This is a genomic window from Pseudomonas sp. GWSMS-1 (assembly GCF_049847425.1).
GTDB lineage: Bacteria > Pseudomonadota > Gammaproteobacteria > Pseudomonadales > Pseudomonadaceae > Aquipseudomonas.
In genome coordinates, this window is sequence record NZ_JBMHHV010000003.1 from 368844 (window position 1) to 390050 (window position 21207).

The window sequence follows — 21207 nt, forward strand, 5'->3', positions numbered from 1 at the left end:
TTAATCAGTTGGCTACGATGTTGACCAGTTTGCCTGGCACCACGATGACCTTGCGAATAGTCAGGCCTTCGGTGAAGCGCAGCACACTCTCATTGCTGCGGGCGCTGGCCTCGACATCTTCGCGGCTGGCGCTGGCGGACACTTCGATCTGCCCGCGCAGCTTACCGTTGACCTGGATAACCAGGGTCAGGGTGTCCTGCACCAGGGCGGACTCGTCCACCTGCGGCCATGGCGTATCAATCATCACGCCATCGCGACCCAATTCCTGCCACAGCTGGTGGCTGATGTGCGGGGTGATGGGGGCCAGCAGCAGCGCCACAGTTTCCAAGCCTTCCTGCAGCAGGGCGCGGTCTTGGCTAGTGGCTTGAGGGGCTTTTTCCAGCACGTTCATCAGCGTCATTACCTGGGCAATGGCGGTGTTGAATTTGTGGTGCTGGCCAATGTCGATGCTCGACTGCTTGATCGCCAGGTGAATGGCGCGGCGCACGGCTTTCTGCTCGTCCGTCAGGCCGCTGAGGTCGAGTGCCTCGGCGGCGCCTTGGTTCACGTGGTTCTGCGCCAGGCGCCAGACGCGGCGCAGGAAGCGGTTAGCGCCTTCAACGCCGGCGTCAGACCATTCGCAGCTCATGTCGGGTGGCGAGGCGAACATCATAAACAGGCGGCAGGTGTCGGCGCCGAACTGGTCGATCATCGACTGTGGGTCGACGCCGTTGTTCTTCGACTTGGACATCTTCTCGGTGCCGCCGATTTCGACCGGCAGACCGTCGGACTTCAATTTAGCGCTGATGACTTTGGCTTTGCTGTCACGCTCCAGCTCGACGTCGGCTGGGTTGTACCAGTCTTTGCCGCCGTTATCGAGGGTACGGTAGTAGGTTTCGGCCACCACCATGCCCTGGGTCAGCAGGTTCTTGAACGGCTCGTTGGACGACACCAGGCCTTCATCGCGCATCAGCTTATGGAAGAAGCGCGCATAAAGCAGGTGCAGGATGGCGTGTTCAATACCGCCAATGTACTGGTCCACCGGCAGCCAATGGTTGGCCGCTGCAGGGTCGACCATGCCGCCGGTGTAGTGTGGCGAGGCGAAGCGGGCAAAGTACCAGGACGACTCAACAAAAGTGTCCATGGTGTCGGTTTCACGCTTGGCCGCTGCGCCGCATTTCGGGCAGCTGCATTCGTAGAACTCGGGCATGCGCGCCAGTGGGCTGCCGGCGCCATCCGGCACGACGTCTTCTGGCAGCACAACCGGCAACTGGTCTTCCGGCACCGGTACGTCACCACAGGTTTCGCAGTGAATAATCGGGATCGGGCAGCCCCAGTAACGCTGGCGGCTGATGCCCCAGTCACGCAGGCGGAACTGGGTCTTGCGCGCGCCGTGCTCATTGGCTTCCAGATCAGCAACGATGGCATCGAACGCCGCGCTGAAATCGAGGCTGTCGTACTTACCCGAGTTGATGGTGGTCAGCCCGGTTTTCTCGCCGTACCAGTCTTGCCAACGGCTGGCGTCGTAATCCTTGCCTTCGCCGGTGTACACCTGGGTAACCGGTAGGCTGTATTTGTTGGCGAACTCGAAGTCGCGCTCATCGTGCGCCGGCACGGCCATGACCGCGCCTTCGCCGTAGCCCCACAACACGTAGTTGGCGACAAACACTGGCAGCTTGTCGCCGCTCAGTGGATGGATGACGAACTGGCCGGTGGCCACACCCTTCTTCTCCATGGTGGCCATGTCGGCCTCGGCCACGGAGCCGCCTTTGCATTCGGCGATAAACGCGGCGATCGCCGGATTACTGTCGGCGGCGCGCTGGGCCAGCGGATGCTCGGCGGCCACGGCGACGTAAGTCGCGCCCATTAGGGTGTCGGGGCGGGTGGTATAGACCTTCAGTTGGCCGTCGATGCCGACGCTGGCGAGGTCGTAATCAAACACCACATCGGCGCCAAAGCTTTTGCCGATCCAGTTGCGCTGCATGGTCTTGACCTGTTCCGGCCAGCCATCCAGTTCGTCCAGACTGCTCAGGAGCTCTTCCGCGTAAGCGGTGATCTTGAAGTAGTACATGGGGATTTCGCGCTTCTCGATCAGCGCGCCGGAACGCCAGCCACGGCCGTCGATAACCTGCTCGTTGGCCAGAACGGTCTGGTCCACTGGGTCCCAGTTAACGCTGCCGTTCTTGCGGTAGATCACGCCTTTTTCGAACAGGCGCGTGAACAGCCACTGCTCCCAACGGTAGTAATCCGGCTTGCAGGTGGTGACTTCGCGGGTCCAGTCCACGGCCAGACCCAGGCTCTTGAGCTGGGTCTTCATGTACTCGATGTTTTCGTAGGTCCATTTGGCCGGGGCGACTTTGTTCTTCATCGCGGCGTTTTCCGCCGGCATACCAAAGGCGTCCCAGCCCATCGGCTGCAGCACATTCTTGCCCTGCATGCGCTGATAGCGGGCGATTACATCGCCGATGGTGTAGTTGCGCACATGGCCCATGTGCAGCTTGCCGCTCGGGTAGGGGAACATCGACAGGCAGTAGAAAGTCTCCTTGCCTGGTTGTTCACTCACTACAAAGGAATTCTGCGCATCCCAATGGGACTGCGCGGCGGCTTCGATTTCACGGGGCGAATACTGTTCTTGCATGGCTACCGGCGCTTGGAATGAGGGCTTGCGGGAAACGCCGTAGCATACATGAGCCCCGCTTACTCAGGGAAACCCTGATTAATCAGCGGCCTGTTGGCCTTGGTTGGGTTTTCGCCGTTTGTCGCCAGGGGCCGCTGGTTAAGGGGTGGCCGCTAAGCTTGAAGTATCGGGCGCAACGCTGCCCGCGTGAGGTGATAAATGGCAGAGTTAAGGCGCAGCGCACCGACTGGTGGGCCCTACGAGCGGCTGTTACAGCGCCTCGCCATTGCATTGGATGAGGCCGACAATTTGGGTGCGATGTCCACGCAACCGCTGCTTGAATTAGAGCTGCGTGGTTTGACGGCGGCAGAAATGGAGCTGATTCGCGCTTACCTTGAGCGTGATCTGGACTGGCTGCGTTGCTGGCACGCCGCGGCTCAAGAAATGACCCAGATCGAGCAGCTTCAGAGCACCCGCAAGTTAGCCCGCGGTGGGCATAAAACCGCAGCGGTGTTACCCAGTAAGATCAAGCCGCTGGGCAACCATCGCATGCAACTCTGCTGCGCCTTGTGTGGTGACGTAACGGGCTGGCAGTCAGATCATACGGTGCTGGTGTGCAAGACCTGCGGTTCGCAGTTGTTTCGCGCGCGGAATCCTCGCTAGGCTGCGCGCACCCTTGGAGGTGCTCGATGCCGATTCGCTACATCCTCAAACAATTTTTTCTTCCGCCAGGCCTTTTTCTGCTGTTGCTGCTGGCCGCTTGGTGGCTGCGTCGGCGTTTTCCACGGTTGGCTGCGGGCTGCCTGGTTGTCGGGTTAGGCGGCATGTGGCTGTTTAGCCTGCCGGTGGTGGTCGAGTGGTCGGCGCAGCTATTGGAGCGCGAAGCGGCATTAGCTGAAAAGCAATGGCCTGGCTTGGCTCAGCACGCTGATGTGATTGTGGTGTTGGGCGGCGGGCGAGATTTGGCAGACCCCGGCTGGGGCGCCGATCAACCCAGTTTGCTGGCATTGGAGCGGGTGCGTTATGCCGCGCGTCTGGCCAAGGCGTCGGGGTTGCCGCTGTTGACCACGGGCGGTTTGCACTATGGCGCGCCGCCCAGTGAGGCGGCGTTGATGGCTGAGGTGCTGGCGCGCGATTACGCCTTGCCGGTGCGTTGGCAGGAAGGCCTGAGTCGCACAACTTGGGAGAATGCGATCCACAGCGCCGAGCTACTCAAAGCCGCTGGTATTCATCGTGTGGTGCTGGTGACCCAGGCCTGGCATATGCCCAGGTCGCGCTGGAGTTTCGAGCAGGCGGGTTTGCAGGTGGTCAGTGCGCCCATGGGCTTTCTCGGGACGCCCAATGGACGCCCAGCCGGTGGCTGGCTGCCGGAAGGTAAGGCGGTGTGGCAGAACGGGCTATTGCTCAACGAGGCCATTGGGCAGTTGGGCTATCGGCTGTTCTACCGAGGTCGGGCTGAGGAATAACAAGCCCCGGCTGCCGGGGCGTGCAGTCGTTAACTATTGATCCGTTCCGCATGGTGGCAAGCCACCTGTCGCGCATCCAGCAAACGCAGGGCGGGTTGTTCAACCTGGCAGCGCTCGTTGGCGTGCGGGCAGCGCTGATGAAAGGCGCAACCGCTGGGCGGCGATAGTGGGTTGGGCAGCTCGCCGCTGATCTTGATCTTCGGTTTGCTCGGGTCAGGGTGAATGGTCGGCGTCGCCGACAGCAGCGCCTGGGTGTAAGGGTGCAGTGGGCGCTGGTAAATCTGCTCGCTGGGACCCATTTCCACTGGGCGGCCGAGGTACATCACCAGCACATCGTCAGCCACGTGGCGCACCACCGAGAGGTTGTGCGAGATAAACACGTAACCGGTGTTGAACTCCTCTTGCAGGTCCATAAACAGGTTAAGCACTTGGGCCTGGATCGACACATCCAGCGCCGAGGTCGGCTCATCCGCCACGAGCACCTTGGGCTGCAACATCATCGCGCGGGCCAGGGCGATGCGCTGGCGCTGGCCGCCGGAGAACATATGCGGGTAGCGCTGGTAATGCTCGGGGCGCAGGCCGACTTGCTGCATCATCGCCTGGACCTTTTCGCGGCGCTCCAGTCGCGACAGCGAGGTGTTGATCAGCAGCGGTTCGCCGAGCTGGTCGCCGACCTTCTGCCGGGGATTGAGCGAGGCGTAAGGGTTTTGAAAGACCATCTGTACATCGCGACGCAGTTGCTTGCGCTGGGCCTTGTTGGCGCCGGTCACTTCCTGCCCGGCGATCTGCAGTGAGCCTGAGCTGGGCTCTTCGATCAGCGTCAGGGCGCGGGCCAGGGTGGATTTGCCGCAGCCGGACTCGCCGACAACGGCTAGGGTTTTACCGGCTTGCAGTTCAAATGACACGCCGTTGAGCGCCTGCACCTGAGCGTTGGGTTGGAACAGGCCGCGGGAAATATCGTAGTGGCGGGTAAGGTCGCGAGCAGTCAGAACGGCGCTCATCAGGCCACCTCCGCAGTCAGGTTGAGCGGGTAGAAGCAGCGCGCCGCGCCGCGGGCATGGATATCCAGGCCTGGCCGCTGGTCATGGCAGCGAGGCTCGGCATAAGGGCAGCGCGGTGACAGCAGGCAGCCTGTTGGCCGGTCATAGCGGCCTGGGACAATGCCGGGCAGGGTGGTCAGGCGGCGCTGGCCCTGGCTGTGTTCGGGGATCGCCTTGAGCAGCGCTTCGGTATAAGGGTGCGTCGGGGTGTCGAACAGCTGCGGCACGCTGCCGATTTCCACCGCTTGGCCGGCATACATCACGCAGACCCGTTGTGCGGTTTCGGCCACCACGGCGAGGTCATGGGTGATCAGGATCAGGCCCATGTCCTGTTCGCGTTGCAGCCCGACCAGCAGCTCCATGATCTGCGCCTGGATGGTCACATCCAGCGCCGTGGTCGGCTCGTCAGCAATCAGCAGTTTCGGTTCGGCAGCAATCGCCATGGCAATCGCCACCCGTTGGCTCATGCCGCCGGAGAGCTGATGCGGGTAAGCAGTCAGGCGGCTGGCAGCGGCGGGGATTTCCACCCGGTCGAGCAGTTGCAGTGCGCGCTGGCGGGCGGCCTGGCCTTTGAGGTGCAGGTGCTGACGCAGTACTTCCTCGATCTGATAACCCACAGTGAAGCTGGGGTTGAGGGCGGTCATGGGGTCCTGAAAAACCATCGACAGGTCTTTGCCGACGATATGCCGGCGCTGCCGTCCTTTGAGGCGCAGCATGTCGGTGCCATCGAATTGCAGGCTGCCTGCCGTGACGATGCCGGGCGCGTCAACCAGGCCCATCAGCGCCAGCATGGTCACTGATTTACCTGAGCCGGATTCACCGACAATCGCCAGCACTTCGCCCTTGGCCACCGACAGGTCGAGGCCGTCAACCACCGGTACTGCAGTGGCGTCGCCGAAGCGCACGCTGAGGTTTTTGATATCCAACAGACTCATCGGGCGGCCTCTGTTTTAGGGCGTGGTGCCTGAGCGGGTTTTTTTCGTAGGGTGGGCGACGTTTCACCCCTCCACCATTGCGGTTTACCAGCGGTGGATGAAAAGAGCGTCATCCACCCTACGCAAGAGGTTTTCGCGTTTAGGAGGTTGTTCATGGCTGGCCTCCTCATACGGCGTTCTTGAGCTTGGGGTCGAGTGCATCACGCAGCCCGTCGCCCATAAGATTGATTGCCAGCACGCTGAGCAGGATGGTCAGGCCGGGCAGGCTGACGACCCACCAGGCGCGCTCGATGTAGTCGCGCGCCGACGCCAGCATGGTGCCCCACTCAGGCGTTGGCGGTTGCACGCCGAGGCCGAGAAAACCCAGTGCGGCGGCATCGAGAATCGCCGAGGAAAAGCTCAGGGTGGCCTGCACGATCAGCGGTGCCATGCAGTTGGGCAGCACGGTAATAAACATCAGTCGCGGCAAACTGGCACCGGCCAGGCGCGAAGCGGTGACGTAGTCGCGGTTCAGCTCGCCCATCACCGCGGCGCGGGTCAGGCGCACGTAGGAGGGCAGCGAGACGATGGCGATGGCGAAGATGGTGTTGATCAGCCCCGGGCCGAGGATGGCGACAATAGCCACCGCCAGCAGCAGCGAGGGCAGGGCCAGCATGATATCCATCAGGCGCATGATCGACGGCCCAAGCAGCCGCGGAAAGAAGCCGGCAACCAGGCCCATAAGAATGCCGGGGATCAGCGACATCAGCACCGAGGCCAGGCCGATCAGCAGCGACAGACGCGCACCGTGGATCAGTCGCGAGAGCAGGTCACGGCCGACTTCATCGGTGCCCAGTAGGAACTGTAACTGGCCGCCCTCCAGCCAGGCCGGCGGGGTCAGCATAAAGTCGCGGTATTGCTCGCTGGGGTCATGCGGCGCGAGCCACGGCGCAAACAGCGCGCAGATCACCAGCAGGATCATAAACAGCAGGCCGGCAACCGCGCCTTTGTTGTGGGCAAAGGCTTGCCAGAACTCCTTGAGCGGCGAGGGGTAGAGCAGGCTCTGGTCTACAGTGGTGGTCGTCATGGGCGAGCTTCCAGAGTGTGCCTGCGTAGGGTGGATGACGCTTTTTTCATCCACCGTTTGGACGTTGCGAGGGTGGATGGGTGAAGCGTCATCCACCCTACGGAAACAATGCGGCTATGCATGGTGTGTTCCTTAGCGCTGATGGCGAATACGTGGGTTGGTCAAGCCGTAGAGGATGTCCACCACGAAGTTGACCAGGATCACCAGGCAAGCAATCAGCAGAATGCCGTTTTGCACCACTGGGTAGTCGCGTGCGCCAATCGATTCGATCAGCCACTTGCCGATGCCCGGCCAGGAGAAGATGGTTTCGGTCAGCACCGCGCCGGCCAGCAATGCGCCGACCTGCAGGCCGAACACCGTGAGCACCGGGATCAGTGCGTTACGCAGGCCATGCACAAACACTACGCGAGCTGGCGAAAGGCCCTTGGCGCGGGCGGTGCGCACATAGTCCTCGCGCAGCACTTCGAGCATCGCCGAGCGGGTCATGCGGGCGATCACCGCCAGGGGGATGGTGCCAAGCACAATGGCCGGAAGAATCAGGTGGTGGAGCGCATCGGCAAACGCACCGGGTTCATCGGCAAGCAGGGTGTCGATCAGCATAAAACCGGTGACCGGCGGGATGTCGTACAGCAGGTCGATGCGCCCGGACACGGGCGTCCAGCCCAGCCACACCGAGAAAAACATGATTAACAGCAGGCCCCACCAGAAAATCGGCATGGAGTAGCCCGCGAGCGAAATGCCCATCACGCCGTGGTCAAACAATGAGCCGCGCTTGAGGGCGGCGATCACCCCGGCAATCAGGCCCAGGGTGCCAGCAAATAACAGGGCGGCCAGGGCCAGTTCCACGGTGGCGGGGAACAGCGTGGTGAATTCATCCCAGACACTGGTGCGGGTGCGCAGCGATTCGCCCAGATCACCCTGGGCCAGTTGACCGATATAGTCGAAATACTGGGCATACAGCGGTTTGTTCAGGCCCAGGCGTTCCATGGCCTCAGCGTGCAGCACCGGGTCGACACGGCGCTCACCCATCATCACCTCCACCGGGTCGCCGGGGATCATGCGGATCAGCGCGAAGGTCAGCAGGGTGACGCCGAAAAAGGTGGGGATCAGCAGCCCCAAACGTCGGGCGATAAAAGACAGCATGCGAATGGGTGCTCCAGTGCGCGCCTGGCTGCAATGGCCTGGCGCTGTTATGCGGTATTTGCAGGTGGTGCTCGGTTGGCGAGGGGCTAAACCGCCCGCCAACCGACGTGCTGCGTGTGCTTACTTGACGCCGACGCCGTAGAACGAGTTCAGCGCGAACGGACTGATCTTGAAGTCCACAACCTTGTTGCTCATTGGCTGGTAGACCGTGGAGTGGGCGATCGGGGTGATCGGCACTTCACGTTTGAGGATCTCCTGGGCTTGCTTGTACAGCTCGGTGCGCTCGGCGGTGTCGGTCACGCGCTTGGCGGCTTTGACCAGTTTGTCGTAGTCGGCATCGCACCATTTGGAGAAGTTGTTGCCGTCTACCGCATCACAGCCATACAAGGTGCCAAGCCAGTTGTCTGGGTCGCCGTTGTCGCCGCTCCAGCCGATCAGCATGGCGTCGTGTTCGCCGGCTTTGGCGCGTTTGAGGTATTCACCCCATTCGTAGGTGACGATCTTGGCCTTGATCCCCACTTTGGCCCAGTCGCTTTGCAGCATCTCGGCCATCAGTTTGGCGTTTGGATTATACGGGCGCTGCACCGGCATGGCCCACAGGGTGATTTCGGTGCCTTCCTTGACGCCAGCGGCCTTGAGCAGCGCTTTGGCTTTTTCCGGGTCGTAGGCGGGGTCTTTAATGCTGTCGTTGTACGACCACTGGGTCGGTGGCATGCCGTTGACGGCCAGTTGGCCGGCGCTCTGGTAGACCGCGTCGATGATCCCTTGCTTGTTCACCGCCATGTCCAGCGCCTGGCGCACTTCCAGCTTGTCGAACGGTGGGTGGGTGACGTTGTAGGCTATATAGCCGACGTTGAACCCGGCCTGCTCCGGCATATTGAGACTCGGATCTTTTTGCAGGGCGTCCAGATCCGCTGGGCGTGGGAACAGAGTGACCTGGCATTCGCCGGCCTTGAGCTTCTGCATGCGCACCGAGGCGTCGGTGTTGATGGCGAAGATCAGGTTGTCGATTTTCACTTCATCCGGCTGCCAGTATTCCTTGTTGCCCTTGAAGCGGATCACCGCGTCCTTCTGGTAGCGGCTGAACACAAACGGACCGGTGCCGATGGGCTTCTGGTTGATGTCAGCAGCCTTGCCGGTCTTGAGTAGTTGGTCGGCGTATTCGGCGGACTGGATCGAGGCGAAGCTCATCGCCAGGTTCTGGATAAAGGCGGCGTCGACTTCGTTGAGGCTGAACTTGACGGTCATGTCGTCGAGCTTTTCGATCTTGGCGATATTCGCGTCCATGCCCATGTCGGTGAAGTAGGGAAACTCCGACGGGTAGGCTTTGCGGAGCGGGTGGTCGGTGTTGAGCATGCGCTGGAAGGTGAATAGCACGTCATCAGCGTTGAAGGTGCGGCTCGGCGTGAAGTATTCGGTGGTATGGAATTTCACGTTCGGGCGAAGGTGGAAGGTGTAGCTCAGGCCGTCTTCGCTGATGTCCCATTTTTCGGCCAGGCCCGGAATCACCGCGGTGCCGCCCCGCTCAAACTGGCTCAAACGGTTGAACACAGTTTCCGCAGCAGCATCGAAATCGGTACCGGTGGTGTACAGGCCCGGGTCGAACCCGGCGGGGCTGCCTTCTGAGCAAAACACCAGGTTGCCGGCGGCGCTGGCAAACGGGGTGCTGGCGATCAGCCCAGCGGCGAGTAGAGCCTGAATGACGGCATTCTTACGCATAGTGACCTCATGGTTATTGTGGTTGTGATCCAGAGGGGGCTCTTGTGGAGACCTTGGGTGAAGCTATGCAGGCCACATGCCGACGGCAAGCGTCATGTGGCAGTGAGAGCAGGAATGGCGGTGCAGCTATCTGTTGGTGTCGCATTTCTGTAAGTGTGGGGTGAAAACATGGCAAAGCGCCGCTATCGTCGGGTAACGGCGCTGCTTCTGTTTGTAGCAGATGTCAGGGCATCTGCACCTCTATCACCCCATCAGCATTAATACTCACCTGGCTGGTGCCGGCTTCGATCTCTGGCGTAACCGCGGCATCCATCATGGCGGCGCCTTTCATCATTTCCATGCGCATCGGCATCGGGCGTTGGAAGCCGCCCGTGTTCAGATTCAGGCTGACCAGTTTGTAGCCGCTGCCGCCCAAGGCTTCGGTAGCCAGTTGAGCGCGTGCTTTAAACGCTGCCACGGCATCTTTGAGCAGCGCATCTTCGCGGGTCTTGCGGGTGTCGTCGGCAATACTGAAGTTCATCCCGCCCATCTTCAGTGTTTGCAGCATTTCCCCGGTGAGTGTGGACAGGGTGCTGAAGTCAGCACTTTCTAGGCGCAACTCGGCGCGTTCACGCCAGGCGGTGATTTTCTGGCCCTTGTCGTCGTAAATCGGGTAACTGTTGCGGCTGCCAGAGGCGACGCTGACGCCTTTGACCTGGCGCGCCTGAGCGATGCTGGCGTTGAGGGTCTTGCTGATCTGTGCGGCGAGGGCGGCTGGATCGCTGTCCTGGGCTTCCGTGTAGAGGGTGACGTGCATCAGGTCGTGGACGATTTCCTGGTTAACCTCGGCGCGCAGCGAGACCTGGTTATAACGTGCGTCTTCGGCCATGGCGGTGGTACTCAGTAAGGTGGCGGCGCTCAGCAGCAGGGCGGTGGCGAGGCGGGATAACGGCAGCATGACGATTCCTTTATGTGATGGGCGCATGGGCTATGCGCAGCTTTCCAGAGGGTAGACGTAGCTATCTGACTAAGCGGGTTAAACCGGGTTCCACTTTTTTAAACTCTGCCTCAGATCTGCTAAGCGTCGGCGATACGGCATTGGAAATGGTCTCGGAAGGCGGCTTGCCGCGAATGCGCGTTAGCGCGACCCCTGCTCATTTACAGTGAGTAAACGCCGCGTCCTCGGCCATTTCAGCCTTGCCTCGCTCTAGCTCGCGCTCGCTGAAACAGCTGCTCGCGTGTGCATGTGCTGCGGCGCGTTGCCGCAGTTGGGCGGGTAGCGGCTTGGTTATACTTTCGCGGCTCGCTGAATGAGCATCTTGGAGATTCTATGCTCGCACCTGTGCAGCTACTGTCGGCGAGCCGGCAAAACCTCTGGCGCCTGACCCTGATCCGCATTCTAGTGCTGGCGGCGCAGGCGGGATCCGTGGGCCTGGCTTATAACTCTGGCGCATTACCGCTGCCCTGGCTGGAGCTGAGCGTCACCCTGGGGATCTCCCTGGTGCTGTGTCTGCTCACGGCGCTTCGTCTGCGCGGGCCGTGGCCAGTGACTGAGCAGGAATACGCCGCGCAACTGGCTTGCGACCTGATTATCCACAGCGTGTTGTTGTACTACTCAGGTGGCTCGACCAACCCCTTTGTCTCCTATTACCTGGTACCGCTGACCATCGCTGCGGCCACCTTGCCCTGGCTCTACACCATCACCTTGTCTGGCCTGGCGCTGGGCGGTTACACCTTTCTGCTGGTGTGGTCGCACCCGCTGGCGTTGCCGGCAGGCCCACGGGAAAGTTTGCTGATCTACGGCATGTGGCTGAGCTTTGCCTTGGCCGCTGGGTTGATCACCTTCTTCGTGGCGAAGATGGCCGAAGAACTGCGTCAGCAGGAAGAACTGCGCGCCGATCGCCGCGAAGAAGGTCTGCGTGATCAGCAGTTACTGGCGGTGGCCACCCAGGCCGCCGGTGCGGCGCACGAGCTGGGCACACCATTGGCGACTATGAGCGTGCTGATTAAAGAGCTGCGCCGCGAGCATCAAGAACCGATGCTGCAAGAAGACCTCGCCGTACTGCAGGAGCAGGTCAAGCTGTGCAAGGAAACCCTGCAGCAGCTGGTGCGCGCGGCCGAGGCGGATCGTCGCCAAGCGGTGGTCGAGTTGTCCTCGGTGGAGTGGTTGGAAACCACCCTCAACCGTTGGCACCTGATGCGGCCCGAAGCCAGCTATCGCTATCAATGCCTGGGCCGCGGTACGCCACCTAAGATGATGCCGCCGGCCGATCTGACCCAGGCGCTACTCAACTTGCTGAACAACGCCGCCGATGCCTGCCCGGACAAGCTGGATATCCGCCTGGACTGGGACCACCAATGGCTGCGCCTGAGCATCCGCGACTTCGGTGCTGGGGTGCCGCTGGCGATTGCCGAGCAACTGGGGCGACCGTTCTTTACCACCAAAGGCAAGGGCTTCGGTTTGGGCTTGTTCCTTAGTCAGGCCAGCGTCACCCGTGCCGGCGGTACGGTTAAACTGTATAACCACGAAGAAGGCGGCACGCTCACCGAGCTGAAGTTGCCGCGCGCCTATGGCCGAAGCTAGGGTCTGTTGGCGTTTCATCGCGACCGCGCCGGAGCCTGTTTTAGCGCGAGGCCAGGCACGAGACGCGAAGTTTGGTGGTCCAAATGAGCTGTCGAGAAACGCAGTATCGCGCTAAAACAGGCCCGGCCCTTTGGGTTGCGCGGAAAATCTCGCCATGCGGTGTTGGAGGACTTGGCAAGGGAACACCATTACCTGCGTCCTCCGCCTTGCCTGGCGAGATTTTGCGCAGCAACGCGGCTTGCGCTGAAACGTCAACAGACCCTAAGGAAATACCCGAATGAGCGATGAAGTGCTGTTCGAAGGTGAAGAACAACCGCACCTGCTGTTGGTTGATGATGACCCCACCTTCACCCGCGTGATGGCGCGCGCCATGAGTCGCCGCGGCCTGCGGGTTTCCACCGCCGGCTCGGCCGAAGAAGGCCTGGCCCTGGCCGAACAGGATCTGCCGGATTACGCCGTGGTCGATCTGAAAATGGAAGGCGACTCTGGCCTGGTGCTGCTGCCCAAGTTGCTGGAACTGGATGCCGAGATGCGCGTGGTCATCCTCACTGGTTATTCGAGCATCGCTACCGCGGTCGAGGCGATCAAGCGCGGTGCTTGCAACTACCTGTGCAAGCCGGCCGATGCCGATGATGTGCTGGCAGCGCTGCTCACCCAGCATGCCGACCTGGATACCCTGGTGCCGGAAAACCCGATGTCGGTGGACCGCCTGCAGTGGGAGCATATCCAGCGCGTGCTCAGCGAGCATGAAGGCAATATCTCCGCCACGGCCCGCGCTCTGGGCATGCACCGGCGCACCTTGCAACGCAAGCTGCAGAAGCGCCCGGTTCGGCGCTAAGCGCTGCGGGCGAATTTTTACTGCATGAAAGGCTGTTGAAAGCTTTCTGCTAAGCGACCTTGCTATCATTAGCCCCCTAACTAAGTGGCTCGTCAGGGGCGGTCATGCTTGCCATCGTTCAGCAAACCATCGGCGTTACCGCGCCGGTCTTCTCCATGCTGTTTCTCGGCGTGGCACTCAAGCGCTTCGGGTTGATTGATGCGGCGTTTATCAACACCGCCTCGACGCTGGTGTTTCGCGGCACCCTGCCGGCGCTGTTGTTTCTCGGCATCATCAAGGCGGACCTAAGCACCGCGTTGCAGCCGGCACTGCTGCTGTACTTCGTGGTGGCCACCCTGGGTGCTTCCTGCTGGCATGGGGCTGGTCGATCTTGCGTTGCCCCGAGGCGGATCGCGGTATCTACACCCAGGGCGCCTTTCGCGGCAATAACGGCATTGTCGGGCTGGCGCTGGCCACCAGTATGTATGGCGATTACGGGCTGTCGGTCGGGGCCGTGCTCGGCGGCGTGGTTATCCTCAGTTACAACGTCTTGTCGGCCATCATCCTGGCGATTTACAGCCCGCAGGCGAAGACCGATGTCTGGAGCCTGAGCAAGAGCATTGCCAGCAATCCGCTGATCATCGGTGTACTGCTGGCGATTCCTATTGCCGCGTGGCACATCCCGCTGCCGGCCTGGCTGCTGACCTCCGGCGGTTACTTTGCGCAAATGAGCTTGCCGCTGGCGTTGATCTGTATTGGCGGCACGCTGACCCTGGATTCCTTGCGACAAGGCAGTGGTATGGCCGTCAGTTCGAGCTTGATGAAAGTGCTCTGGCTGCCGTTCCTGGCGACGCTGGGCGCGGTGGTGTGCGGTTTTCGCGGCGCTGACCTGGGCATTTTGTTTTTATATTTTGTCAGTCCGACGGCGGCGGCCAGTTTTGTCATGGCCAAGGCGGTTGGTGGTAACTATCAGTTGGCCGCCGCGATTATTGTGATCACCACGCTGGCGTCGGTCATCAGTACCAACCTGGGGTTGTTGGCCTTGCAGTGGGTGGGCTGGATCTAGCGCTGTTGGCGGGCCTATCGCCGGTACAAAAAAGCCGACGCTTGCGTCGGCTTTTTGTTGTTCAGGTGTTCTGGAAGTCGTCGATGACTTCCTGCGCTGCGCGGAAGGCGTCGATAGCAGCGGGGACGCCGGCGTACACCGCGCAGTGCAGCAGGGTTTCGCGGATTTCCTCCACTGTGCAGCCGTTGTTCAGTGCGCCACGCACATGGCCCTTGAGCTCCTGCGGGCACTTCAGCGCCGTCAGTGCCGATAGGGTTATCAGGCTACGGGTCTTGCGGTCCAGGCCTTCGCGGGTCCAGACGCCACCCCAGGCGTGCTGGTTAACGAAGTCCTGCAGCGGCTGGGTAAAGTCGCTGGCGTTGTTCAGGGCGCGGTCGACAAAGGCGTCGCCCATTACTTCGCGGCGTACTTTCAGGCCTTGCTCGTGGCTGTCATTCATGCGGCTTTTCTCCCAATGGGCTCTCAGGCTTTCTGCTTATGCCAGGCGCGCCCAGCAATGATTAGCAGCGTCACGGCGGTCAGTGGCAAGGCATAACCGAGCATAGCGTCACCGAAGACTTCGGCGAACGGCTTACCGGTCGATGACAGCACTAGGTACACCGTATACGCCGCGTAGTAGGCGATAAACAGCAGGCCTTCCCAGCGGTTGATACGGTAGCCGGCGAAGAAGATCGGCAGGCAGGCCACGGCCACGGCAATCATCACCGGGAAGTCGAAGGCCAGAGCGTTGGCCGCAACCGCGACCGGGTTGGGCGAGATCATCGACGCCAGGCCCAATACGCAGAGCAGGTTGAAGATGTTACTGCCGACGATATTGCCCACGGCGATATCACGCTCGCCCTTGAAGGCGGCAATGATGGAGGTGGCCAGCTCCGGTAGCGAGGTGCCAATGGCGATCACGGTCAGGCCGATGACCAGTTCCGACAGACCGAGCGCGCGGGCCAGGCTGACCGCACCTTCAACCAGGAAGTTGGAGCCGACAACCAAGAGCACCAGGCCTGCGATCAGAAATCCCAGGTTGACCGCCCAGGCGTAGGGCTTGGCCGGTTGATCCAGGCCGAACTCTTTGACGAATTCGTCATCCTCGGCGGCGGCTTTATCTTTGCGACTGCTGATGATCAAAAAGGCGGTGTAGCTGATTACACCGGCAAACAGCAGCGCGCCTTCAAGGCGGCTGAGGGCGCCATCCCATGCCAGGGCGTAAACCACCAGGCTGGCGCCGATCATGATCGGTACGTCCAGGCGTATCAGTTGGCGCGAGACGATCAGCGGTGCGACCAGAGCCGTTGCGCCCAAGACCAGCAGGACGTTGGCGATATTACTGCCGACTACGTTGCCGATCGCCAGGTCGCCGCTGCCGTTCAGGGCGGCTTGCACGCTGACCGCGGTTTCCGGCGCGCTGGTGCCGAAGGCCACCACGGTGAGACCGATAATCAGCGGTGGAATGCCGAATTGTGCCGCCAGTTTGGCGGCGCCGCGTACCAGTACTTCAGCGCCGGCCACCAGCAGCACCAGGCCGGCAATCAGGTAAACAAAGGTCATCAGGGTCATTACAGGGGCTCCAGAAAAGTGGCGCTAGTTTAATCATCGGCGTGCGCGGCGCCAGAGGCTGGTCGGGCTGTTTACGGCTTCTTTGTAAACAGCTGTGTTTAATCCGACAGCTGCTCCACGCGCACCGGTATGACGCCATCGCGCAGCATATCCAGCTCTTCAGCGGCTTTTTGCGAGAGGTCGATAATGCGCTTTTTGGCGTAAGGGCCGCGGTCGTTGATGCGCACCACCACGGTTTTGTCATTGCGCAGGTTGGTGACCTGTACGCGGCTGCCGAATGGCAGGCTGCGGTGCGCGGCGGTCAGCGCGTGCTGGTCGAAGCGCTCGCCGCTGGCGGTTTTGTTGCCGTGGTGGCGTGCGCCGTAGTAGGACGCCTGGCCTTCGGCGCGGTAACCATTGGGATCAATTTTGCCTGGGCTGGCGCAGGCGCTGAGCAGCAGGCTGGCGATGGCAATCAAGATCAGGCGCATGGAGCCTCCGCTGGATAGGGGTGATGGGTGTCGCTGCACTCGACCCATCTTACGAATAAAACAACGCCGGGCGAGCCCGGCGTTGTCAGTGCGGGCCGTCCATGGCCTGCGGTTTGGATGAGCGTCGGCTCAGCCTTCGAGCTTTTGCTTCAGCAGTTGGTTCACCTGACCGGGGTTGGCCTTGCCTTTCGAGGCCTTCATCGCTTGGCCAACGAAGAAGCCGAACATCTTGCCGCGCTTGGCTTCATCGCTGGCGCGGTACTGTTCAACCTGTTCGGCGTTGGCCGCCAGTACGTCATCGAGCATGGCTTCGATGGCGCCGGAGTCGGTGACCTGTTTCAGGCCTTTGGCTTCGATGACCTGGTCAGCACTGCCTTCGCCGTTGGCCATGGCCTCGAAGACCATCTTGGCGATTTTTCCGCTGATGGTGTTGTCCTTGATGCGCAGGATCATCCCGCCCAACTGCTCGGCAGAAACCGGCGACTGCTCGATGTCCAGGTTGTCCTTGTTAAGCAGGCTGGACAGCTCACCCATCACCCAGTTGGCGGCCAGCTTGGCATCGCCGCACACGGCCTTGACGGCTTCGAAGTAGTCGGCCAGTTCGCGGCTGGCTGCCAGTACGTCGGCGTCGTAGGTGCTGAGGCCAAACTCGCTTTCAAAGCGCGCGCGTTTTTCGACTGGCAGTTCCGGCAATGTGGCGCGTACTTCGTCGAGGAAGCTTTGCTCGATCACCACCGGCAACAGATCAGGGCAGGGGAAGTAACGGTAGTCGTTGGCTTCTTCCTTGCTGCGCATGGAGCGCGTCTGGTCTTTGTTCGGGTCGTACAGGCGGGTTTCCTGCACGACTTTGCCGCCGTCTTCGATTAGCTCGATCTGCCGCTGCACTTCGTGGTTGATGGCTTTTTCGATAAAGCGGAACGAGTTGACGTTTTTGATCTCGGCGCGGGTGCCGAACTCGGCCTGGCCTTTGGGGCGTACCGAGACGTTGCAGTCGCAGCGCAGCGAGCCTTCGGCCATGTTGCCGTCGCAGATGCCCAAGTAGCGAACCAGCGCGTGAATGGCTTTGACATAGGCTACGGCTTCTTTGGCCGAACGAATGTCCGGCTCGGAAACGATTTCCAGCAGCGGCGTGCCGGCACGGTTGAGGTCGATGCCGCTCATGCCCTGGAAGTCTTCGTGCAGGCTTTTGCCGGCGTCTTCTTCGAGGTGCGCGCGGGTGATGCCGATGCGCTTCTGGCTGCCGTCTTCCAGAGTAATATCAAGGAAGCCCTTGCCGACGATGGGGTGATCCATCTGGCTGGTCTGATAGCCCTTAGGCAGGTCCGGGTAGAAGTAGTTTTTACGGGCGAAGATGTTCGTGCCGGCGATTTCAGCATCAATTGCCAGGCCGAACTTGCAGGCCATGCGCACCGCTTCGGCATTCAGTACCGGCAACGTGCCGGGCATGCCCAGATCAACCAGGCTGGCCTGGGTGTTGGGCTCGGCGCCAAAGGTGATGGCACTGGCGGAGAAAATCTTCGATTGGGTGCTGAGCTGGGCGTGAATTTCCAGCCCGATTACGGTTTCCCATTGCATCTGTTTATTCCTCAGAAGCCAGTCGGCGCTTGTGTGTGCCAGTCAGTGACCTGTTGGTACTGGTGGGCGACGTTGAGCAAGCGGCCTTCCTGGAAGTAAGGGGCGAGCAGTTGCACACCAACCGGCAAGCCGTCGACGAAGCCCGCAGGCATCGACAAACCGGGGATGCCGGCGAGGTTGGCGGTGATGGTGTAGATGTCTTCCAGGTATGCAGCGACCGGGTCGTTGTTCTTCTCGCCAAGCTTCCAGGCCAGGTTTGGCGTGGTTGGGCCGAGGATCACGTCGACGTCGTTGAAGGCGGCGACAAAATCATTCTTGATCAGGCGGCGGATCTTCTGTGCTTTCAGGTAGTACGCATCGTAGTAGCCTGCGGACAACGCGTAGGTGCCGACCATGATGCGGCGCTTCACTTCCGCGCCGAAGCCTTCACCGCGCGAACGCTTGTACAGGTCTTCCAGATTCACCGGGTTTTCGCAGCGATAGCCGAAACGTACGCCGTCGAAACGCGAGAGGTTGCTGCTGGCTTCGGCCGGGGCGATCACGTAGTAGGCCGGAATGGCGTGCTGCATGTTCGGCAGGCTGATTTCTTTAACGGTTGCGCCGAGCTTTTTCAGCTCCTCGACCACGGCCATGACTTTCTCGCCGATCCGTGCATCGAGGCCTGCGCCGAAGTATTCCTTCGGCAGGCCGATGCGCAGGCCAGCGAGTGGCTGAGTCAGCGCCGCCAGATAGTCGTCGACCGGCTGATCAACGCTGGTGCTGTCCTTGGCATCGAAACCGGCCATGGCTTGCAGCATCAATGCGCAGTCTTCAGCGGTGCGCGCCAGCGGGCCGCCCTGATCGAGGCTGGAGGCGTAAGCGATCATGCCCCAGCGCGATACGCGGCCGTAGGTTGGCTTGATCCCGGTCAGGTTGGTCAGCGCCGCAGGCTGGCGGATTGAGCCGCCGGTGTCGGTGCCGGTCGCTGCGGGTAGCAGGCGCGCCGCAACGGCGGCAGCCGAGCCGCCGCTGGAGCCGCCCGGTACGCGGGTCACGTCCCACGGGTTTTTTACTGCGCCGTAGTGGCTGGATTCGTTGGCCGAGCCCATGGCGAATTCGTCCATGTTCAGCTTGCCCAGAGTCACGCTGCCGGCGGCGGCGAGTTTTTCGACCACGGTGGCGTTATACGGAGCCTTGAAGCCGGTGAGGATCTTCGAGGCGCAGCTGGTCAGCACGTCTTGGGTGCAGAACAAGTCTTTGTGGCCGATTGGGGCGCCGAGCAGCGCGCCGTTCTCGCCAGCGGCGCGGCGCGCATCTGCGGCCTTGGCCTGGTTCAGCGCCAGCTCTTCGGTGACGGTGATAAAGCTGTTGAGCTGCGGGTCAAGGTGCTGAATACGCGCCAGCAGGCTGCGGGTCAGCTCTTCGGATGAAAATTGCTTGTCGGCGAGTGCGCGGGCGATCTCGGCCAGGGTCAGTTGATGCATGGCTAGGCGTTTCCCTTACTCGATGACTTGCGGAACCAGGTACAGACCGTTTTCCACGGCCGGGGCGATGGCCTGATAGGCATCACGCTGGTTGCGTTCGATGACCTGGTCGGCGCGCAGGCGCTGAGTGGCTTCCAGTGGGTGAGCCAGTGGCTCGATGCCATCGGTGTTGACGGCCTGCATCTGATCAATCAGGCCGAGAATGTTATTCAGCGTCTCGGTGGTACCCGGAATATCGGCTTCATTCAGGCCCAGTCGGGCCAGATGAGCGATTTTCTCCACGTCGGAGCGTTCAAGCGCCATCAGGTTTCTCCCTATATAAGGCAGCGCAGTGCTGGCTGCCTTTGGAAATGTGAGCGGGTCGCCATGCGCAAAAGCGCAGGGAACAGACAGTGACAGGTGGTGGTCAAAGGCCGCGATGATGGGCCGTAATGCCCGGAAAAGCGGCAATCTAACATATTGGTGCCTTGCTCAAAATCCCTGCCGTTGTTAGAGTTTGCCGCACTTTTTTACCCACGCGTTGCCTAGGGTCCCTATCCCATGTTCAAAAAACTGCGTGGCATGTTTTCCAGCGATCTTTCTATTGACCTGGGCACTGCCAATACCCTGATTTATGTCCGCGAGCGCGGCATCGTTTTGAACGAGCCGTCGGTCGTGGCTATTCGTACCAGCGCCAACAACCAGAAAAGCGTTGTGGCGGTCGGTACTGAAGCCAAGCGCATGCTTGGCCGTACGCCCGGTAACATCGCGGCCATCCGTCCGATGAAAGACGGTGTGATTGCCGATTTCAGCGTCTGCGAGAAGATGCTGCAGTACTTCATCAACAAAGTTCACGAAAACAGCTTCCTGCAGCCGTCGCCGCGCGTGCTGATCTGCGTGCCGTGCAAATCCACCCAGGTTGAGCGTCGCGCGATCCGCGAGTCGGCCCTCGGCGCCGGTGCCCGTGAAGTATTCCTGATCGAAGAGCCAATGGCCGCTGCCATTGGTGCCGGTCTGCCGGTGGAAGAAGCCCGCGGCTCGATGGTTGTCGACATCGGTGGCGGCACCACTGAAATTGCCCTGATTTCCCTGAACGGTGTGGTTTACGCCGAGTCCGTGCGTGTGGGTGGTGACCGTTTCGACGAAGCGATCATTACCTATGTGCGCCGTAACTACGGTTCGCTGATCGGCGAATCCACCGCTGAGCGCATCAAGCAAGAAATCGGCACGGCCTACCCGGGCGGCGAGCTGCGTGAAGTCGATGTGCGCGGCCGTAACCTGGCTGAAGGCGTACCGCGCAGCTTTACCCTGAACTCCAACGAAGTGCTCGAGGCGCTGCAGGAATCCCTGGCGACCATCGTTCAGGCGGTCAAAAGCGCCCTTGAGCAATCGCCGCCGGAGCTGGCCTCCGACATCGCTGAGCGTGGCCTGGTCTTGACCGGTGGTGGCGCATTGCTGCGTGACCTAGACAAGCTGCTGGCACAGGAAACTGGCTTGCCGGTGATCGTTGCCGAAGACCCGCTGACCTGCGTGGCACGCGGTGGTGGCAAGGCGCTGGAAATGATGGACCGCCACACCATGGACCTGCTCTCCTCGGAGTAAGGTGGTCGGTTAAACGCCCCGTGCAGCCCACACAGGTGCTGCACGCGTCGACCTTTGCTATTGAACCTAAGCTGCAACCGGGTATCTTCCCGCTTGCAGCTTTTGTTTGCTGCCTGATGCCGTGAGGAGCTGCCGATTAAACCGCTATTTGCCAAA

Annotated in this window: 18 protein-coding genes and 1 pseudogene; 6 read left to right on the forward strand and 13 right to left on the reverse strand. The window is 61.1% G+C overall.

What is annotated here, in order from left to right:
* Positions 1-4 precede the first annotated feature (4 nt).
* Entirely contained in the window at positions 5-2617 is a 2613-nt protein-coding gene (leuS, locus tag ACEPAJ_RS02645; RefSeq protein ID WP_425913374.1) for a leucine--tRNA ligase, read from the reverse strand.
* A gap of 198 nt (positions 2618-2815) precedes the next feature.
* Here leuS and ACEPAJ_RS02650 point away from each other — a divergent pair, with 198 nt between their 5' ends.
* Both ACEPAJ_RS02650 and ACEPAJ_RS02655 read left to right on the forward strand, forming a co-directional pair.
* Positions 2816-3259 carry a hypothetical protein gene (locus ACEPAJ_RS02650; RefSeq protein ID WP_425913376.1) on the forward strand — a complete coding sequence of 148 codons (444 nt, stop codon included), beginning with the start codon at positions 2816-2818 and terminating at the stop codon, positions 3257-3259.
* A gap of 26 nt (positions 3260-3285) precedes the next feature.
* Positions 3286-4062: a YdcF family protein gene (locus tag ACEPAJ_RS02655; RefSeq protein ID WP_425913378.1), complete on the forward strand. Its 777-nt coding sequence runs from the start codon at positions 3286-3288 to the stop codon at positions 4060-4062.
* Positions 4063-4091: 29 nt separating this feature from the next.
* On the opposite strand, the gene ACEPAJ_RS02660 is transcribed toward ACEPAJ_RS02655, so the two are convergent.
* The 6 genes from ACEPAJ_RS02660 to ACEPAJ_RS02685 all read right to left on the reverse strand — a co-directional run bounded on the left by ACEPAJ_RS02660 (position 4092) and on the right by ACEPAJ_RS02685 (position 10902).
* Positions 4092-5063: a peptide ABC transporter ATP-binding protein gene (locus tag ACEPAJ_RS02660; protein WP_425913379.1), complete on the reverse strand. Its 972-nt coding sequence runs from the start codon at positions 5061-5063 to the stop codon at positions 4092-4094.
* Positions 5063-6037 (reverse strand): ABC transporter ATP-binding protein, encoded by a 975-nt coding sequence (locus tag ACEPAJ_RS02665; RefSeq protein ID WP_425913381.1) that lies wholly within the window; start codon positions 6035-6037, stop codon positions 5063-5065. The genes ACEPAJ_RS02660 and ACEPAJ_RS02665 overlap by 1 nt, the downstream gene beginning before the upstream one ends.
* A 166-nt stretch (positions 6038-6203) precedes the next feature.
* Positions 6204-7103: an ABC transporter permease subunit gene (locus ACEPAJ_RS02670; RefSeq protein WP_425913383.1), complete on the reverse strand. Its 900-nt coding sequence runs from the start codon at positions 7101-7103 to the stop codon at positions 6204-6206.
* 132 nt (positions 7104-7235) lie between these two features.
* Entirely contained in the window at positions 7236-8246 is a 1011-nt protein-coding gene (locus tag ACEPAJ_RS02675; RefSeq protein WP_425913384.1) for an ABC transporter permease subunit, read from the reverse strand.
* Positions 8247-8366: 120 nt separating this feature from the next.
* Positions 8367-9965 (reverse strand): ABC transporter substrate-binding protein, encoded by a 1599-nt coding sequence (locus tag ACEPAJ_RS02680; RefSeq protein WP_425913385.1) that lies wholly within the window; start codon positions 9963-9965, stop codon positions 8367-8369.
* A 223-nt stretch (positions 9966-10188) separates the two neighbouring features.
* On the reverse strand, positions 10189-10902 hold the full coding sequence (locus ACEPAJ_RS02685; RefSeq protein WP_425913386.1) for an SIMPL domain-containing protein: 714 nt from the start codon (positions 10900-10902) through the stop codon (positions 10189-10191).
* Positions 10903-11274: 372 nt separating this feature from the next.
* Between ACEPAJ_RS02685 and ACEPAJ_RS02690 the strand changes: the two genes are divergently transcribed.
* The 3 genes and pseudogenes from ACEPAJ_RS02690 to ACEPAJ_RS02700 all read left to right on the forward strand — a co-directional run bounded on the left by ACEPAJ_RS02690 (position 11275) and on the right by ACEPAJ_RS02700 (position 14411).
* Positions 11275-12528 (forward strand): ATP-binding protein, encoded by a 1254-nt coding sequence (locus ACEPAJ_RS02690; RefSeq protein WP_425913388.1) that lies wholly within the window; start codon positions 11275-11277, stop codon positions 12526-12528.
* Positions 12529-12805: 277 nt separating this feature from the next.
* A complete protein-coding gene (locus tag ACEPAJ_RS02695; RefSeq protein ID WP_090243369.1) occupies positions 12806-13366 on the forward strand; it encodes a response regulator transcription factor in 561 nt (186 codons plus the stop codon).
* Between the two features lie 104 nt (positions 13367-13470).
* Positions 13471-14411, forward strand: a pseudogene (locus tag ACEPAJ_RS02700) (AEC family transporter).
* Between the two features lie 61 nt (positions 14412-14472).
* On the opposite strand, the gene pcaC reads toward ACEPAJ_RS02700, so the two are convergent.
* From pcaC to gatC, 6 genes are all read right to left on the reverse strand, one after another.
* A complete protein-coding gene (gene pcaC, locus ACEPAJ_RS02705; protein WP_425913391.1) occupies positions 14473-14850 on the reverse strand; it encodes a 4-carboxymuconolactone decarboxylase in 378 nt (125 codons plus the stop codon).
* Between the two features lie 23 nt (positions 14851-14873).
* On the reverse strand, positions 14874-15962 hold the full coding sequence (locus tag ACEPAJ_RS02710; RefSeq protein ID WP_425913393.1) for a calcium/sodium antiporter: 1089 nt from the start codon (positions 15960-15962) through the stop codon (positions 14874-14876).
* A gap of 98 nt (positions 15963-16060) precedes the next feature.
* On the reverse strand, positions 16061-16432 hold the full coding sequence (locus ACEPAJ_RS02715; protein ID WP_425913395.1) for a septal ring lytic transglycosylase RlpA family protein: 372 nt from the start codon (positions 16430-16432) through the stop codon (positions 16061-16063).
* Positions 16433-16561: 129 nt separating this feature from the next.
* Entirely contained in the window at positions 16562-18007 is a 1446-nt protein-coding gene (gene gatB / locus ACEPAJ_RS02720) for an Asp-tRNA(Asn)/Glu-tRNA(Gln) amidotransferase subunit GatB (protein ID WP_425913396.1), read from the reverse strand.
* 11 nt (positions 18008-18018) lie between these two features.
* Positions 18019-19470 (reverse strand): Asp-tRNA(Asn)/Glu-tRNA(Gln) amidotransferase subunit GatA, encoded by a 1452-nt coding sequence (gatA, locus tag ACEPAJ_RS02725; protein ID WP_425913398.1) that lies wholly within the window; start codon positions 19468-19470, stop codon positions 18019-18021.
* A 15-nt stretch (positions 19471-19485) separates the two neighbouring features.
* A complete protein-coding gene (gatC, locus tag ACEPAJ_RS02730) occupies positions 19486-19773 on the reverse strand; it encodes an Asp-tRNA(Asn)/Glu-tRNA(Gln) amidotransferase subunit GatC (protein WP_425913399.1) in 288 nt (95 codons plus the stop codon).
* Between the two features lie 237 nt (positions 19774-20010).
* On the opposite strand from gatC, the gene mreB reads away from it, so the two are divergent.
* A complete protein-coding gene (mreB, locus tag ACEPAJ_RS02735; protein ID WP_090243382.1) occupies positions 20011-21051 on the forward strand; it encodes a rod shape-determining protein MreB in 1041 nt (346 codons plus the stop codon).
* The last annotated feature ends 156 nt before the right edge of the window (positions 21052-21207 follow it).